Source organism: Roseobacter sp. S87, from assembly GCF_055693285.1.
Map to the genome: position 1 here is coordinate 2,297,692 of NZ_JBVFTR010000004.1, position 15,798 is coordinate 2,313,489.

General features: G+C 60.2%; 12 protein-coding genes. 6 read left to right on the plus strand and 6 right to left on the minus strand.

The window, feature by feature from the left end:
* Nucleotides 1-26 precede the first annotated feature (26 nt).
* Both ACZ1HA_RS12280 and ACZ1HA_RS12285 read left to right on the plus strand, forming a co-directional pair.
* Nucleotides 27-1,883: a sigma 54-interacting transcriptional regulator gene (locus ACZ1HA_RS12280; RefSeq protein ID WP_472714064.1), complete on the plus strand. Its 1,857-nt coding sequence runs from the start codon at nucleotides 27-29 to the stop codon at nucleotides 1,881-1,883.
* Between the two features lie 375 nt (nucleotides 1,884-2,258).
* Nucleotides 2,259-3,083: a peptidylprolyl isomerase gene (locus tag ACZ1HA_RS12285; protein WP_472714065.1), complete on the plus strand. Its 825-nt coding sequence runs from the start codon at nucleotides 2,259-2,261 to the stop codon at nucleotides 3,081-3,083.
* Nucleotides 3,084-3,517: 434 nt separating this feature from the next.
* Here the strand turns inward: ACZ1HA_RS12285 and ACZ1HA_RS12290 are convergent, their stop codons facing one another.
* The 3 genes from ACZ1HA_RS12290 to ACZ1HA_RS12300 form a co-directional block, all read right to left on the minus strand.
* On the minus strand, nucleotides 3,518-4,750 hold the full coding sequence (locus tag ACZ1HA_RS12290; RefSeq protein WP_436398856.1) for an HlyD family secretion protein: 1,233 nt from the start codon (nucleotides 4,748-4,750) through the stop codon (nucleotides 3,518-3,520).
* Between the two features lies 1 nt (nucleotide 4,751).
* Nucleotides 4,752-5,102 (minus strand): hypothetical protein, encoded by a 351-nt coding sequence (locus ACZ1HA_RS12295; RefSeq protein WP_375230276.1) that lies wholly within the window; start codon nucleotides 5,100-5,102, stop codon nucleotides 4,752-4,754.
* Nucleotides 5,103-5,187: 85 nt separating this feature from the next.
* Complete coding sequence (locus ACZ1HA_RS12300) at nucleotides 5,188-6,150, minus strand: NADPH:quinone oxidoreductase family protein (protein WP_472714066.1); 963 nt, start codon at nucleotides 6,148-6,150, stop codon at nucleotides 5,188-5,190.
* A 160-nt stretch (nucleotides 6,151-6,310) separates the two neighbouring features.
* Here ACZ1HA_RS12300 and ACZ1HA_RS12305 point away from each other — a divergent pair, with 160 nt between their 5' ends.
* Nucleotides 6,311-6,976 (plus strand): DUF1045 domain-containing protein, encoded by a 666-nt coding sequence (locus ACZ1HA_RS12305; protein ID WP_472714067.1) that lies wholly within the window; start codon nucleotides 6,311-6,313, stop codon nucleotides 6,974-6,976.
* Here the strand turns inward: ACZ1HA_RS12305 and ACZ1HA_RS12310 are convergent, their stop codons facing one another.
* The 3 genes from ACZ1HA_RS12310 to ACZ1HA_RS12320 form a co-directional block, all read right to left on the minus strand.
* A complete protein-coding gene (locus ACZ1HA_RS12310) occupies nucleotides 6,977-7,183 on the minus strand; it encodes a hypothetical protein (protein WP_472714068.1) in 207 nt (68 codons plus the stop codon).
* A gap of 126 nt (nucleotides 7,184-7,309) precedes the next feature.
* Entirely contained in the window at nucleotides 7,310-10,510 is a 3,201-nt protein-coding gene (locus ACZ1HA_RS12315) for a 4Fe-4S double cluster binding domain-containing protein (protein ID WP_472714069.1), read from the minus strand.
* Nucleotides 10,511-10,675: 165 nt separating this feature from the next.
* Nucleotides 10,676-12,286, minus strand: coding sequence for a GMC family oxidoreductase (locus ACZ1HA_RS12320; protein ID WP_375230272.1), 1,611 nt, complete (start codon nucleotides 12,284-12,286; stop codon nucleotides 10,676-10,678).
* Nucleotides 12,287-12,379: 93 nt separating this feature from the next.
* Here ACZ1HA_RS12320 and ACZ1HA_RS12325 point away from each other — a divergent pair, with 93 nt between their 5' ends.
* From ACZ1HA_RS12325 to ACZ1HA_RS12335, 3 genes are all read left to right on the plus strand, one after another.
* Nucleotides 12,380-13,609 carry a TRAP transporter substrate-binding protein gene (locus ACZ1HA_RS12325; protein WP_375230271.1) on the plus strand — a complete coding sequence of 410 codons (1,230 nt, stop codon included), beginning with the start codon at nucleotides 12,380-12,382 and terminating at the stop codon, nucleotides 13,607-13,609.
* Nucleotides 13,610-13,761: 152 nt separating this feature from the next.
* Nucleotides 13,762-14,430, plus strand: coding sequence for a TRAP transporter small permease (locus tag ACZ1HA_RS12330; protein ID WP_472714070.1), 669 nt, complete (start codon nucleotides 13,762-13,764; stop codon nucleotides 14,428-14,430).
* Nucleotides 14,430-15,788: a TRAP transporter large permease gene (locus ACZ1HA_RS12335; RefSeq protein ID WP_375230269.1), complete on the plus strand. Its 1,359-nt coding sequence runs from the start codon at nucleotides 14,430-14,432 to the stop codon at nucleotides 15,786-15,788. Before ACZ1HA_RS12330 ends, ACZ1HA_RS12335 begins: the two co-directional genes overlap by 1 nt.
* The last annotated feature ends 10 nt before the right edge of the window (nucleotides 15,789-15,798 follow it).

Here is a 15,798-nt window from a genome sequence, read left to right on the forward strand (position 1 = left end):
GTCACGAAAACTGAAATGCTGGGCGCATGGCTGATGACTTACTGCGATCCGATTCCATTGTGGCCGACCTGCCCGAGCCGGCACTCGTCCTGTGCACCCGGTCAGATGCGATCCTCGACATTAACGATCACGCGCGCGCATTGCTGGGGTTACAGGACGCACCGCTGCCTGCTTTTGCAGAGCTTCTGGGCCCGCGGATTGCGGAGTTCATGGTCTTCGTTGACGAGATCGACACCCGTGGTGAAGCCTGGACGCGCGAAATTGAGATCATGTCGCTGCATCGTGGCGCCCTGCGCTGTGAGCTGAAAGCCCGCAAAATCTCTCACGCCCAGGGGCAGATCGTGATCATTCTCACCGACCTCGATCTGATGGACCGCCGGGCGCATGTGGTCGAGATTGCCGAACTGCAGCGTGCGGGCATTGACGAATGGCGCCGTGCGGAAAGCTTCTTTTCTGACCTCGAACGGCGCAACCAGCTGATCCTGAATGCGGCGGGCGAAGGCATTTATGGGCTGAATGCCGAAGGTAAGACGACCTTTGTGAACCGCGCCGCGCAGGAGATGCTCGGATGGACGACCGAAGATCTGCTGGGCAAGGACATTCATTCCATCATGCACCACACGCACCTGTCGGGCGAGCCGTATCACCATCATGACTGCCCGATCTACAAATCCTTCCGGTTTGAACAGGTCAACCGGATCGAAGACGAGGTCTTCTGGCGCAAGGACGGCAAACCGATCCGCGTCGAATACATCTCGACTCCGATCTATGACCACCAGATCCTCGCCGGGGCCGTGGTGATTTTCCGCGATATCACCCAGCGCAAGGAAGATGAGAGCAAACTCAAAAGCGCGCTTCAGGAGGTTGCGGAGCTGCGCGACCGGCTCGAAGAGGAAAACGCCTACCTGCAGGAGGAAATCAACTCCGAACGCGCGCATCACGACATCATCGGGCCATCCGCCGCGACAGCCCAGGTGCTGGCACAGATTGATCTGGTCGCCGAAACGGACGCAACTGTGATGATTTCGGGCGAACCCGGGACAGGCAAATCCCTCGTAGCAAAGGAAATCCACCAGGGCAGCCCGAGACGCAAACGCCCGCTCATCCACTTCAACTGCAGCTCTGTGGTGCCCGAAGCGGTGGAGGCTGAACTCTTCGGTCAGGTCCGGGGTGGCCCGAACGCGGCCAGACAGGACAAACCCGGCAAGCTCGAACTCGCCCACGGCGGCACGCTTTTTCTGGCCGAGGTCGAAGCCCTGCCCGTCAACATACAGGGGAAACTGCTGCACGCCCTGCAGAACAGGGTCGCCACCCGGCTGGGGGACACCCGCGAAAAACCGCTCGACATACGGGTCATCGCCGCCACCACTCTTTCGCCGGGGCACGCCTCTGCGCAGAAATCCCTGCGCGAGGACCTCTTTCTGCACCTCAGCGTGTTCCCGATTTCATGCCTGCCCCTGCGCGAGCGGCCCGAAGACATACCCGCCCTCGCGGCGCATCTTCTGAAGGATGCCTGCAAAAAACTGAACCGTCCCGTGCCAAAGATCACCGAACGCGCCATGCAGCAGCTCAAACACTACGAATGGCCCGGAAACGTGAGGGAACTGCGCAATCTGATTGAGCGCGCCGCGATCGTCTCGAAAGGAAACAAGCTGAACATCCAGCTCACCGGCAATGCCGCCGGCGATGTCTCCAGCGTGGAAAATATCAGAACCGAAGCTGAGCTGCAGGCCCTGATCCGCGCAAATCTGATTTCCGCGCTGAAGGTCGCAAAGGGCAGAGTGTCCGGTCAAACCGGGGCCGCAGCCATCCTCGATATGCCACCCACCACGGTCTATTCGCGCATCAAAACACTTGGGGTTTCTGCATCAGACTGGGAATGACCAGCGGGCGGCGGCACCCCGCTCTGCAAAGGCCGTTCACCGGAAAGAACCGAAGCAGTCTGTCTGACGTCCCGCAAACGCGCCCTCTGAGCCCATTCAGTCTGCCTCTGCGCCAGGCGTGCCCAATGCAGCCTCACGGCCCGGCTCGCAATGTTCCGGGCGGAGAAACCTTAGAATCGCCTGCTTGTCCGCGCAACGCAGCGCGGCTATTGCTGGATGCAAAGGTTCATAAAACGCCACGTGCGTTCCATTCTTCCGGGAACAACCTGCTGTCCCAAGGCGAAAACGCAACGCCCCAAACAGCACAGTGGCACAGTTTTAAAGCGTGAGCAGATCATTCGCACAATGCGTGCGGTCAAACCCTGAAGGATACAGATGAAACATTTTATTGCTTCCACAGCCCTTGTTGCCACTCTCGCCGCGCCTGCGGTTGCGCAGGATGCCGATACAGTCCTCGCGACGGTCAATGACAAAGAGATTACGCTGGGCTACCTGATTGCTGTCGTCGACAGCCTGCCGCAGCAGTTTAAGGATTTGCCGGATGAACAGCTTTTAGACGGGCTGCTTCGGCAGTTAATCCGGCAGGAGGCTCTTGTGGCGAGCCATGGCGACAACCTTGACCGTGTGCAGCGACTGCAGATTGAAGCGCAGGAGGTCGCGCTGATTGCGAATTTCGCTGTCGCAAAGGCGATCGACCTGACCGAAGAAGACCTGCGCGCGGAATACGACAAGACCTACGGCAACGCTGCCCCGCAGCCTGAATTCAACGCCTCCCATATCCTGGTCGCAACCGAAGAGGAGGCCGCCTCGCTCGTTGCGCAACTGGCGGAGGGTGCGGATTTTGCAGAACTGGCCAGAACCTTCTCGACCGGTCCGTCCGGGCCACGGGGCGGCAGTCTGGGGTGGTTCGGGCTGGGCCAGATGGTGCCACCTTTCGAAGCGGCCGCGATGGCGCTTGAGGTGGGCGAAGTATCGCCGCCGGTCGAAACCCAGTTCGGCTGGCATGTTCTGATCCTCAATGACAAACGCGAAGTCGGCCCCCCCGCCTTTGAAAACGTGCGCGATACCCTCGGGGAAAAACTCTCCGAGGAACGTACTCAGGCGACTGTTGACGCGGCCATGGCAGCGGCAACCATCGTCGACAGGGAGACCGGAATCGATCCGTCTCTGATACGCAATCTGGATCTGATTGCGGACTGAAGCATCAGCGGGCAAACCCCCTGCAAAGCGCCGTGCGACGGCAGGGCGCTCTGCCCGCGCGTTCAGCGTGTTCAGGGCGTTCACAGGACAGATGCGGGGGGATGAAACAGAGCCGCCACGCTTTGGTGGTGACATCACACTGATGATCCTCCGCCTGTGCCCCACAGCTGACACAAGCGGCGGATTTGTCCCGGAAGACCGCCCTTAACCTCCCATCAACCTTTCGACAGCGCACGCTCTGTTACTGCACCAGAACCCGCGCAACACCGCCGTACGCACCGACGTTTTACCGACGCAACACCGACGTTTTACCGACATCGAATTTGCTCTGTTTTGCTGGCAAAAAGGTCAAAGTCTCTATCCGGGGCCCCAGGACCGCCCGCACCGTTGCGCGCGCGGTAGGTTAACCGGCCAGCGCGCGGTGGGTCGCGGGATCAGTGGCCGGTAAAGACCAGGGTCTGCAGCGGCAGCAGGATCGACTGGATCCGCAGGCCCGCAGCATGCACGACCCCGACCGTGTCCACGACGTGCATGAAGATCCAGCTGCCCAGTCCAAGGTCCGGATCATCCAGCCGGTCATGGTTGTTGGTGTAGGCCGTCGCCACACAGCGGCTGCCGGGCGGGATGTCATCGGTCTGGCCTGCATAGATCGGCTCCATAAATGCCGTGATGGTCCCCGGCGCGCCCTGGAACTGCGCATCCCCCAGCCGGTCCGAGGGACGGACCTGGCCTGCTGCAATCACGTCCTGCACGTCCGTAATAACCATCGGAATAACGGTGAATGGCTTTGAAACACACATGATCTCGGCAACGCCGCCGGGTTTGATCACCTGCGCTGAAATCTGCGGGAAACCGGCCTGAAAACGTCCCTGACCCGCACCTTCAGGCACCAGAATGCCGGCGGGGCGGAGCACCGGGCTCACGATGTCGCCGCGGCGCAGGGTGAACTGTTCAATCCGTCCGGACGTTCCGGCATAGACAGTCAGTTTCGCGATCTCGACTTCGGCCTGCTCCAGCGCGGCTTCAGCCACCGCTCTTTGTGCCGGCAGCATCACTGTGATGGTCGCATCAACGGCCGCCACACCCGCCTCTGCTGCATCAAGGGCACCCTGGCGCGCCGCAAGCTCGTTCTCCAGGGTCTGCACTTCCTGCGCGGAAACAGCGGTAGAGCCGCGCTCCTGCAGCGTGCGACGGCGCTCCAGATCCTCAAATGTCTGGCGGTAGGAGGCCCGCGCCTGGTCCAGTGTCGCAATTGCCACCGCCCGGTCCGACTGTGCCAGGGTCAGCGCCGCACTTACTTCCTCAATCTGGCTCAGAGCTGTATCGCGTGCGGCCTCCTGCCGGCTGGCATCCATGCGGAAAATCGGATCACCGGCCTCTACCGACTGATTGTTTTCAACGTAGATTTCCTCGACCCGCCCGCCTGCTTCGGACAGGATAGTGACCGTCCGGAAAAAGGACGCCACGCTCGAGGTGGTCGGATGATAATAAAAGACGATGGTGATCAGGCTGATGGTCAGCATCGCACAAAGCGTGATGCCCCAGCGCAGTTCATACCAGACCGTGAAGAAGTTGATCTGATCGCCCCAGCGTTTGCCCTGGAACTGCCGGCGCAACAGATAGTCTGGCAGGATCGTCACCAGAGAACAGATCATCAGTTCCAGCATCTCAGCGCTCCCGGTTCACAAGGTTCTGCAGCGACTGCGCCATGGAATTCAGCGGACCGGCCAGATCGGGTGGCCGGAAGGCGGCCAGCACAAGCGCCCCGACCCAAAAGAGGTTGTTGTGCGTAAAGAGAGCCAGCATGCACAGGATCGAAATGAGCTGCAGCTGTGCGCTGTTGCTTTTGTGCGCCATGCGTTCGGGCAGTGCATGCAGCGTGAAATAGGCCACCCCAAGCAGCAGGATGATGCCCAGCACGAAAAACACCATGATGGTGAAAAGGCCATCCCCGCCATCCGCGGAGGCAAACCAGTGCGGCAGGTGATGCGGGGCCTGGGGGTGAATATTCTCGGACATGACCAACCTCGGAACGCGGTGAAGAACGCGGGCACGCTACATGGGATTTGGCAGACCCGCTATGGTTATTTCGCGCAAAGCGGGATCAGTCGATGCGCACAACCACTTTGCCGGTTGCTTTGCGCGTCCGCAGCAGGTCCAGCGCCTCGTTGGCCTGCTCCAGCGGCAGTACGTTGCTGACATGCGGGTGGATTTTCCCCTGTGTGTACCAGTCTGTCAGAACGCGGAAACTGTCGGTCAGGACTTTGGGGTTCACGCGGGTGTACCCGCCCCAGTAAAAGCCGATCACGGTCAGGTTTTTGACCAGCAGATGGTTGGCCGGGATCTGCGGCACCTCGCCACTGGCGAAACCCAGCGGGATCAGTCGCGCTTCGGGCCGGCAGGCGCGCAGGGCCGCTTTGAACTGGTCCCCGCCGATGGGGTCATAGACCACATCCGCGCCCCCGAGACCTTTCACGATCTCCCGGATATCGTCCGTGTCCGAATTGATCAGGTGATCCGCGCCGGCCGCCTTTGCGACCTCCAGCTTTTCGGCGCCGCGCGCCACAGCGACAACTTCGGCACCCATCAGCTTGCCCAGCTCCACAGCCGTCAGTCCCACACCGCCGGATGCGCCCAGAACGAGCAGACGCTCGCCCGCTTTCAGATGCGCTTTGTAATCCAGTGCCACGTGGCTTGTTCCGTAGGCGATCAGAAAAGCTGCGGCATGTTCGTCCGTCATCTGATCCGGAACCGGGACGCAGACGCTGGCCGGGATGGCCGCATAATCGGCCAGCGCGTCAAACCCGCAATAGGCGGCAACCCGTTGCCCGACTTGCAGATCCGTGACGCCCTCGCCCACTTCTGTAACCGTACCGCAAAGCTCCATGCCCAGCGTGAAGGGCACCTGTGGCCGTTCCTGGTAGGTGCCCTTGATGATCAGCAGGTCGCCGAAATTCAGCCCGCAGGTGTGCACTCTGACCACAACCTGGCCTGCGGCAGCGACCGGGACTGGGATATCCTGCATGCTGAGGGGCTGTCCGAGTTCTGTCACCTGCATGGCACGCATTGCGTCATCTCCGTTTGTGAGCGTCTGAGCGATGTGGCCTGTTTGCCCGCCCGAGCGCAAGGGGCGGATTGCAGCAACTGAAGGGATGCCGCTGCATTTCCGGTTGGCCCGGGCCGCTGTTGGTGGCAGGTTCCAAGCGAACCGGACACAGGAGCGACGCGTGACGTTCACCAGATACGCGATCTATTACACAGCACCGGCCGGCGCATTTGCCCGCGCCGGGGCGCACTGGCTGGGCTGGGATATCGCGACGGGCGAAGGTATGGCGCCGGTGGCCGGAGAGGCTTCGGACCGGCCCCGGAAATACGGGTTTCACGGGACCATCAAACCACCTTTCGCACTGGCTCCGGGCACGCACGCGGAAACGCTGGAGGCAAAAGCACGGGCGTTGTGCGCGCGTCAGGCGCCGGTCACTCTGGATGGTCTGCAGATTACCGCGCTGGGGCGTTTTCTGGCCTTTACGCCGTCGGGGCCAGCCGAACCGCTCGCTGCGCTGGCGGCTGACATGGTACGGGAGCTGGATGCCTGGCGCCGTCCTGCAACAGAGGCTGAACTGGAACGGCGCAGGAGGCCGGGGATGTCCACGTTGCACGAGGAAAACCTGAGCACCTGGGGCTACCCTCATGTCATGGACGCATTCCGGTTTCACATGACACTGACCGGACCTCTTGATCGAGACAGGCGTGATGAGGTTCTGACACGCGCGCAGGATCATTTTGCGGGCATTGTGCCGGAGCCGTTTGAGATCACATCGCTCACGCTGTGCGGTGAACGCTCCGATGGCAGGTTTCAGGAGATCTCCAGGCTGCCGCTGGGCGCTGGCTGATCAGATAAAACCCATATGCTGCAGCGCCTTGCGAGCTTTCTCCTGCTCATTTGGCGTACCGGACATCAGAGCGTCGTTCAGGTCGGATACCAGCCTGCTCAGTGAGCGTTCCCGTATGCAACGTTCAACGAACGCACCAACTTCGTTCCCGGCCATCGCGAGAATGCTCTCCGCGCAGGGTTTCTCTGAAATGACTGCGTGTCTCATAATCACCCCTCAGATTCGCTCCTTTCTGAGGTTACCTGGACGCTGCGAATGGTGTCACCGATTCTTTGGAATCTGTGGATAAACACCCCTGCCCGCAGCACATCTTCCACCGGTTCTGTGGATAATTCAGAGATCGAGTTTCAGAGTGCCGTCTTTCTGTGCAGCGCGCGACTGGCAGAGGATGATATTCTTCTCCCGCTGAGCCTTTGACAGGACAAAGTCGCGATGCTCCGCTACCCCGTCCAGCAAGCCACACTGACAGACCCCGCACAGACCGTCCGAGCATTTCAGATCCACCAGAACACCCGATGCTATCAGCACCTCGGCCGCGGACATTTCAGGCGGAACATCCAGAACACGTCCGTCGTTCAGCTCAATCCGGAAGGCGTGGTTTTCATACTCCGGTGTTTCCGGAACGGCGAAGTATTCAAGATGGCAGGCGTCTTCGGGCAGTCCGGCGGCCTGCGCGGCATCGGTAACCGCGGCCATATAGCTGTCAGGACCACAGGTGTAGACATGCGTCCCGGCTGGCCGGTCCGCGAAAATGACAGACAGGTCTGCACGCGTGCCCTGATCAGACATATGCTGGGACACGGCCTCAGCCCAGGGCACCGCCGCAAGCTTTGCCGCAAAGGCCGCGTCTGCCGCGCGGGATGCTGAATAATGCAGCTCAAAAGAGCGCCCCTGTGCCGCCAGTTCATGCGCCATGGCGATCATAGGGGTCACACCGATGCCGCCCCCCATCAGGATGGTGTGTGATGCCTCCGGATCGAGCGGAAAATGGTTGGCCGGTTTTGCCACAAACACCCGCCGCCCGGGCCGGAAAATACGGTGCAACAGGACGGACCCGCCGCGGCCTTCATCCTCGCGCAGCACAGCAATCCGGTACCGCCGCCGGTCCGCCGGATCACCACAGAGCGAATACTGGCGCAGTTTGTCCGGGCTGACGACGATGTCCAGATGCGCGCCCGCTGTCCACGCTGGCAAGTCCGCGCCATCGGCGGCCTCAAAACTGTAAAGCGACACCCGGTCCGACAGGACCTGCACATCCGCCAGGGTCACTTCGACGACCGGGCTTTCCAGATTGGCGGTATACCGGTGATCCCACGTCCCTGTCTCACCTGCCGCACGGCGCTCTCGGTATTCGTCGGCCGGGATCATATCCTGATACGCGCGGATACCGGCCTCGCGGTCCATCGGGAAAGGGTATGGCGCGGGCGGTGGCGCAAGCGGTGCCGGGTAGACGGCCAGTGTCTGATCTTCGTAGCGCAGCTTCAGTTCCGGCTGCAGCGAGCGCGCATTTACCGGGCTGCGCGCCGGATGATATCCGCCGTCTTCGGCCAGTTCGATGTCCCACCACCACTTCTTGACCGGATTCAGCCCGCCGTGTCCGACCCTGTCATCCAGTTTCGCCAGAACCGGTGCTGCTGCCGGGAACTTCATCGCAGCCCAGCGGAACGGCTTTTCTGCAAACAGCCCTTCGAGATTCCACGGACAGGTTTTCATGCACCGGCCACACATCGAGCCGCCCGCCGTGGTGATCCGGTAAGTTGCGCATTTCTGGCTGTCAGATTTCCAGATCTCATACCCGTTGAACATCAGCTTGGGGCCTGCGGTGATCGCGCCTGACGGGCATTCCCGGGCACATTTGTTGCAGCTTTCGCAGAACCGCTGCAGCCCGAAATCTATCGGCCGGTCATGATCAATGGGCATATCCGTGGTCACCACGCCGGACTTCAGGCGCGGACCGAGAAACGGATTCAGGATAACCTCGCCGATGCGGCTGACTTCGCCCAGGCCGGACAGGAGCAACAGCGGCGGCTGCAGAACCTCACCGTCCATCACCGTGTGCGCTTTGGCCTTATAGCCAAGGTTGCGGATCTGGCGTGCAATCACCCCGCCCAGCAACGAAAACCGCAGATAGGCCCGCATGGATTGCGCAACACTGATCCAGTCATCTCCGCTTGCCCCCTCCATTGTGTCAAAGCCCTGATCCACGATCATGCTGATGGCCTGATCATGCGGTGGGTCGATTGGTTTTCCGGCGGCATCATGGCTGTACCAGGCCCATTCGGGACACCGGGAAAGGCCGACCGCGTCAATCCCCAGGAAATAGCAGGCTGCCCTAATGTTATCGCCGTTGCGCTGCGCATCCGTGGGCCGGTTTCCGTCACCCGACGTCCCGTCCTGCAACAGGGTCAGCGCGCCCAGCATCCGCCGCTGCGCCATAGAAGGTGCCGCCTTGCGCGCATAGTGTCCGCCCGATGCACCATCCTGCACCGCCTTGCCCATGTCGCCGAACTGCGCACGGGCAAACATGTCGGTGCGTTTTGGCACCCGGGCGACGCGCGCCTCATCAATGTAAGTGGTCGGGGTATCAACGCGGTTGAGCGTTTCAAAGGGGTGCGGCCCCTGCCGGTAGTCACGGCGCGCAAACGGATCGCGGTTGTGCGCAGATTTCGCCGTGCCGACACCAAGCTGCCAGGCAAGCCCTCCTGCGTTCTGCAGAGCATCCGCTTCCAGCGGGCTGTCATGGGCCAGAGGCATGGTCGTCGTGACACAGGCCACGCCAAAACGGTTGCCCAGAAACGGGTTGTGCAGATCGCCCTCCTGCGGGATCGCAAGACCTGCGCTGACCGTCGCGATGTTGAGGTCGATGTCCGTGCTGGTTGCGGTATGGGCCTTGGCATCCCAGCCCAGCAATCTGATGTAACTGGCCAGAACAACCGCAACTTCCGCACTGCGCATGGCCGCGCGGTGCGCCTGTGCGTTCCGCAACCAGTCGGTTCCCGGCTCCTGCGGGCCCGGATCACGCTGCCATTCGCACAGAAAGGTCAGAACGGTCGTGTGATCATTGGCCGTTGTATCCGGCGCCAGCATGCTGTCGCGCAGATCCGCCAGAATCACGTCAATGCCGGACGCCAGGGTCTTGGTCTGGCGGGTGCTCAGGTCTGCCGCGAGGCGGTCAATGTCGGGGTTCCGCCAGGGCTCGGTCAGCAGTGCTGCCTCGGGCAGTGCGCCAATCCCGACCATCGAGGCATCACAGAAATAGCCAAAGGATTTCAGATGCTCAGCCCGCTCCCGCGGATCCTCCGGGATGGTCGCTTTTGTCCGGTTCACAAAGCCGTCGCGCAGCGCGTCCATGGTCGCCTGATAATCAGACATCGCATTGACGATGGACAGCGGATCATCCGGACGGTGAAAGCTCAGGGGAGACATCGCCGGCACAGACCTCAGGTCAGGCAACTCTCCCCGCGCGCATTTCTCCATGGGATAGCTGCCCAGGTGCGGCGCGCGGCGCGCAGCGGAAAAGAATTTCGGCGACATGTCTTCATCTTCTGTTCTGCCGCGAGAAACTGCGGCACCGGGTGCGCCGAAGCGCCCCTCCTCCGGACTACCTTTGTCGGATATCGCGGGAAACGCAATGCACCGCCGCCGGCGCACCGGTATGATGTGCCTGCGTTCAACGGATTGTGAAACGGCGCCCGGGTGTCAGTTGTCTTCGAGAACCAGATCTGAGGCTTTTTCACCGATCATAATGGCCGGGGCATTGGTATTCCCCGACACGATCTCCGGCATGATCGAACAATCGGCCACCCGCAGCCCTTTGATGCCATGCACCCGAAGGCGGTCATCAACCACCGCATCCGCGCCGGAACCCATTTTACAGGTTCCTGTCGGATGATAGATCGACGCCGTATTGTTGCGTGTCCAGTCCAGCGTTGCCTCATAGTCATCTATGTCGAGGCTGGCATGCGGACGGAACTCTTCGGAGATTTTTGACGTCAGCGGCGCATGGCGGGCAATCCTGCGTGCAATATTCACGCCTGCGACCGCCGTACGGCAGTCAGTTTCGGTCGAGAGGTAGTTCGGGATGATTTTCGGATAATCCCGTGGCTTTGCCGAACTGAGCCTGATTTCGCCTTTGCTTTCCGGGCGGAGCTGGCAAACCGACATCGTAAAGGCCGAGAATTTATCGGCCCCCTTGCCCGGGTTTTCCGCGGAAAGCGGCTGTACGTGGAACTGAATGTCGGGCGTTTCCAGATCATCGCGCGTTTTCAGAAAGCCGGTGGCGAGGCTCGCGGCCATCGTCATCGGACCCGCGCGGAACATCAGGTATTTCAACCCGATCTTGGCCTGCCCAAAGAGACTGGACACCTCATCGTTCAGTGTCGGTTCGTTACATTTATAAACCAGCCGCGCCTGCAGATGGTCCTGCAGGTTTTTGCCCACCCCGGACAGTTCTTTTTTGACTTCGATGCCGTGTTCGGCCAGTTGCGCGGCCTCTCCGATACCGGACATCATCAGAAGCTGGGGCGAGTTGATGGCACCGCCACACAGAATAATCTCGCGCCGCGCCGTGACCGTCACAGGATTGCCGCCACGGTCAGTATAGGTCACGCCCGTTGCACGTCCCTCGGTGATTTCAACGCGGTCGACCTGCGCATGCGTCACAATATTCAGGTTCTGACGGCTGCGGGCCGGGTTCAGGTAGGCAACCGCAGAACTGCAGCGACGGCCATTGCGTGCAGTCAGCTGGAAAAAGCCGACGCCTTCCTGCTCTGCTCCATTGTAGTCCGGATTGAATTTGTATCCTGCAGCTTGGGCCGCCGCGACCCAGGCATCCGTAATCGGGCGCTGAATCCGCATATTGGACACCGACAGCGGCCCCTGATCACCGTGGTAATCATCAGCGCCGCGCTCGTTGTTTTCTGCCCGTTTGAACAGCGGCAGCACATCATCCCACGACCAGCCGACGTTACCCATCTGGCGCCACCGGTCATAGTCCTGCGGTTGCCCCCGCACATAGAGTAGCCCGTTCAGTGAGGACGAGCCCCCCAGCACCTTGCCGCGCGGCCATTCAATGGAGCGGCCGTTCAGACCCGGATCGGGCTCGGTTTTGTAGCACCAGTCAACGGACGGGTTATGGATCGTTTTGAAGTACCCGACAGGAATGTGAATCCATGGGTTGAGGTCACGCCCGCCTGCCTCCAGCAGGATAACACTGTTTTTAGGGTCTGCGCTCAGCCTGTTTGCCAGCACGCATCCGGCTGAACCGGCACCGACGACGACAAAATCCGCTTCCACGACGGGCTCCTCCATGTAGTATGAAAAAAACTCTAGGCAAAAACTACATATCATACTAGTGTTTTTTGGGACAAAACGTCTCAATAAATGACATTCAGGGAGGACGTCATGAAAATACAGAATAATATCAAGCACCTTTCGCGCCGGGATCTTTTCCGCGTCGCGGGCCGTTACGGGCTCAGCTCCACGCTGCTCGCAGCGGGCAGCTTCGGCGGGGCGATGAGCCTTGCCAACCTGGCACAAGCCGCTGAATCCACTTACGAAAAGCGGTTCGCCAAAGAAGCGAAATTCACGCTGAAAATCGGTGCTGCAGGCTTCAACCCGCAAAACCTTCTGATCGAACGCGCGGGCGTTCTGGAGTTCGCACGCGACCTCGAAAGCCGCACCGACGGAGAGATTCGTCTGGAGTTCATCGGCAACAACCAGATCTGCAACCAGCTGTCCTGTGTTGAGAAAACGCAGCAGGGCATCGTTGATGTCTATGCGGCTTCCACGCAGAACTCGGCAGGCGGCGCGCCTTACCTGAACGTTCTGGACTATGCATACATGTTCCGCAGCCGCGCGGATCAGTACTACTTTATGTACAGCCCGGAATCGCAGCGCATCCTGCGTGAACCCTTCGAGAAGCGCCACGGCCTGAAGTTCCTCTTCAGCCACGCAGAACTGCGCGGCATCCAGCTGGGTCTGGCCTGGGAAGACAAACCCACAGTGACAAGCATCGAAGAGCTCTTCGGCTCCAAGAACCGCGTCACGGGTACACAGCTCGGCCGTATCGCCATGAACGCTCTGAACCTGAACCCGGTTCCGATTGCATGGGAAGAAACGCTCGACGGCCTCAAGCAGGGTCTGATCGACGGTGCGGAAACATGGGCATCTGCTGTGGCATATGCGAACATGTCGCCGGTTGTCAGCCAGTCGGTCGACCTGCGCTTCTTCTGCGGCACAGAGCACACAGCGATGTCTGCATCCGTGTTCGACAGCCTCGGCGGCGAATTGCAGGACGCGGTCATGGAATCGTCCTACCTGAGCCAGGTACACGTTCAGGCCGCAAACGAAGCGGCACTTGTGAACACCGTTGGTGCGACAGATCCGCAGCTTCCGGGCACGATCTTTGCAGAAAACAACGTCCGCATGGCGACGCTGTCCGATGCAGAGCGCAAGAAAGCCGAAGAAATGTGCTCGCCCGAGTTCCAGCCGCAGCTCTGGGAGCAGTGGCGTGAGCGGATCAACAACTGGGCCGGTGGCATCGACACCTACCAGGACATCTACAACGAAGTCCGCAACAACCCGCACACGCTGGCCGAAAACGTCGAGCCGCGTCGCTGGTGGAAAGCCTGAGCCATTTAAGGCACATCAAAACGCCGGTCCCCCAAAGGGGGCCGGCCCTTTTTTCCGCGAGGACAGCGGCCTGACCCAAAGGGTGCGGGCCGGTTATGCGTCCGAAGGGGCGCGAAAACTGAGCGGACCAAACCTTTCGGGAGGAACAGGGTTTGTCGATTATTTCAGAAATGGGCACGATCATCTCGGCTGTGGCGTCGCAGGACAGTTTCGAGATATCAGGTGCTCTGCGATCCAACGCAACATGGCCATTGGGACTGATCATCATGCTCGGCGGCGGGTTCTTTATATCGCTGCTCTACCACAAGGTACCTTTGCTCGACCGACACCTTGAACGCACCATCATGGTGGTTGCGTACCTTGCCATCGGTTTCATTATCTTCTGGGCCGTGGTGGACCGCTTTGTGTTCAACAGCCAGTGGCCCTGGTCGACAACGATCCCGCCCTTCCTCTTTATGGTCATGGCGTGGTTTGGTGCCGCCTATAACATCCGTCTGCGCACGCACCTGAGTTTCTCAGAATTCCGCACCAAGATGGCACCGACCGGGCAGCTCGCCTGCCTGTTCCTCGATTTTGTCCTGTGGATGGGCTTTGCGCTGATCCTCTTCGTGACCACCTGCCGCGTGACGGCCAACTCTGCATCGAACTTCCAGATCGTGCTGGGCACGGACAACACGATGCAGTGGTGGTTCCTTATCACCGCTCCCATCGCTGCCATCCTCATCGCAGGGCGCGCGATCGAGAACTTTCAGGACGATCTGCGCAAATACCGCGCGGGTGAGCCGCTTATCGAACAAGCTGTGATCGGGGGAGATACATAATGGCTGACGGAACCATCATCACGCTGATCTCGCTTGCCGTGACCATGCTTTTCATGCTCGGCGTTCCTGTGCTTCTGGTGATCGCCTACTGGGTCATCGGTTGCTCTTTCGTACTGGGACTGACGCTCGACAACATGGGCGCGGAGCTCCTGAACGTCTTCAACAAGGGCTATGCGCTTCTGGCGATGCCGCTCTTTATCCTGACCGGTGACCTTATCAACAAATCGGGGATCGCCAAACGATTGTCGGACTTTGCCTACGCCTGTCTGGGCTGGCTGCGCGGCGGTCTTGCCATGGCCTCGATCGGGGCCTGTGGTCTCTTTGCTGCGATCTCCGGCTCGAACTCTGCGACAACGGCCACCATCGGCTCGATGCTGCACCCCGAAATGGTCAAAGGTGGCTACGATGAGCGCTTTTCGGCTGCCACCGCTGCGGCGGGTGGCACAGTCGGGATTATCATTCCGCCCTCGATCATCTTCATTGTTTACGGCTTCCTGCTGCAACTCGAAGTGGGTGAGCTTTTCATCGCCGGTATCATTCCGGGGACCCTGATGGTCGTGGCCATGATGCTGACCTGCTGGATCGTCTGCAGCCGCAACGGCTGGGGTCACCTGATCGCGATCAACCCGATCCGTATCTTCAAAACCGGCCTGGGCGGATGGCTTGGCTTTTTCGCCATCTTCCTGGTGCTCTGGGGCATCTACACCGGTAAGTTCTCACCGACAGAAGCGGCGGGTGTTACCGTGGGCTTCGGTGTGATCGCGGGTCTTGTCAGCTGGGCGCTCAGCCGTCTGTTCCGGATCAAAGGCAACAAGTCCTGGGACGAGAAAAGCTATGGCGAAATGCTCCTGGTGGACGGCTTCACGCTGCCTGAGATTCCCAGCATCGTTGTCCGTTCGGCACAGATCACCGGCATTCTCGCGCCGCTGATTGCCGTTTCGGTGGTGATGCAGCAGATCCTCTCGCTTCTGGGCGCGCAGCAGGTTATCGGAGATTTTGTGACGTCGATGGGCGGTTACTATGCGGTTCTGGCAACTGCGATGGTCATCGTTTTCGTGTCCGGCATGGTTCTTGAATCGCTGCCGGTGACGATCATCCTCGCACCGATCCTGGCGCCGATTGCCGCAAGCGTCGGTGTGGATCCGATCCATTTTGCCGTGATCTTCCTTGTGGGTGCATCCATCGGGTTCATCACGCCACCTTATGGTCTGAACCTTTACGTGGCGTCCGGTGTAACCGGGGTCCCCTACTTCAGACTGTTGCGGTATTCCACAATGTACCTCTTTGCGCTGATGGCGACCTGGATTCTTGTTGCATTGGTCCCCGACTTGGCGCTGTATCTGGTACCTGGGAAATAAGTAGAAAAAG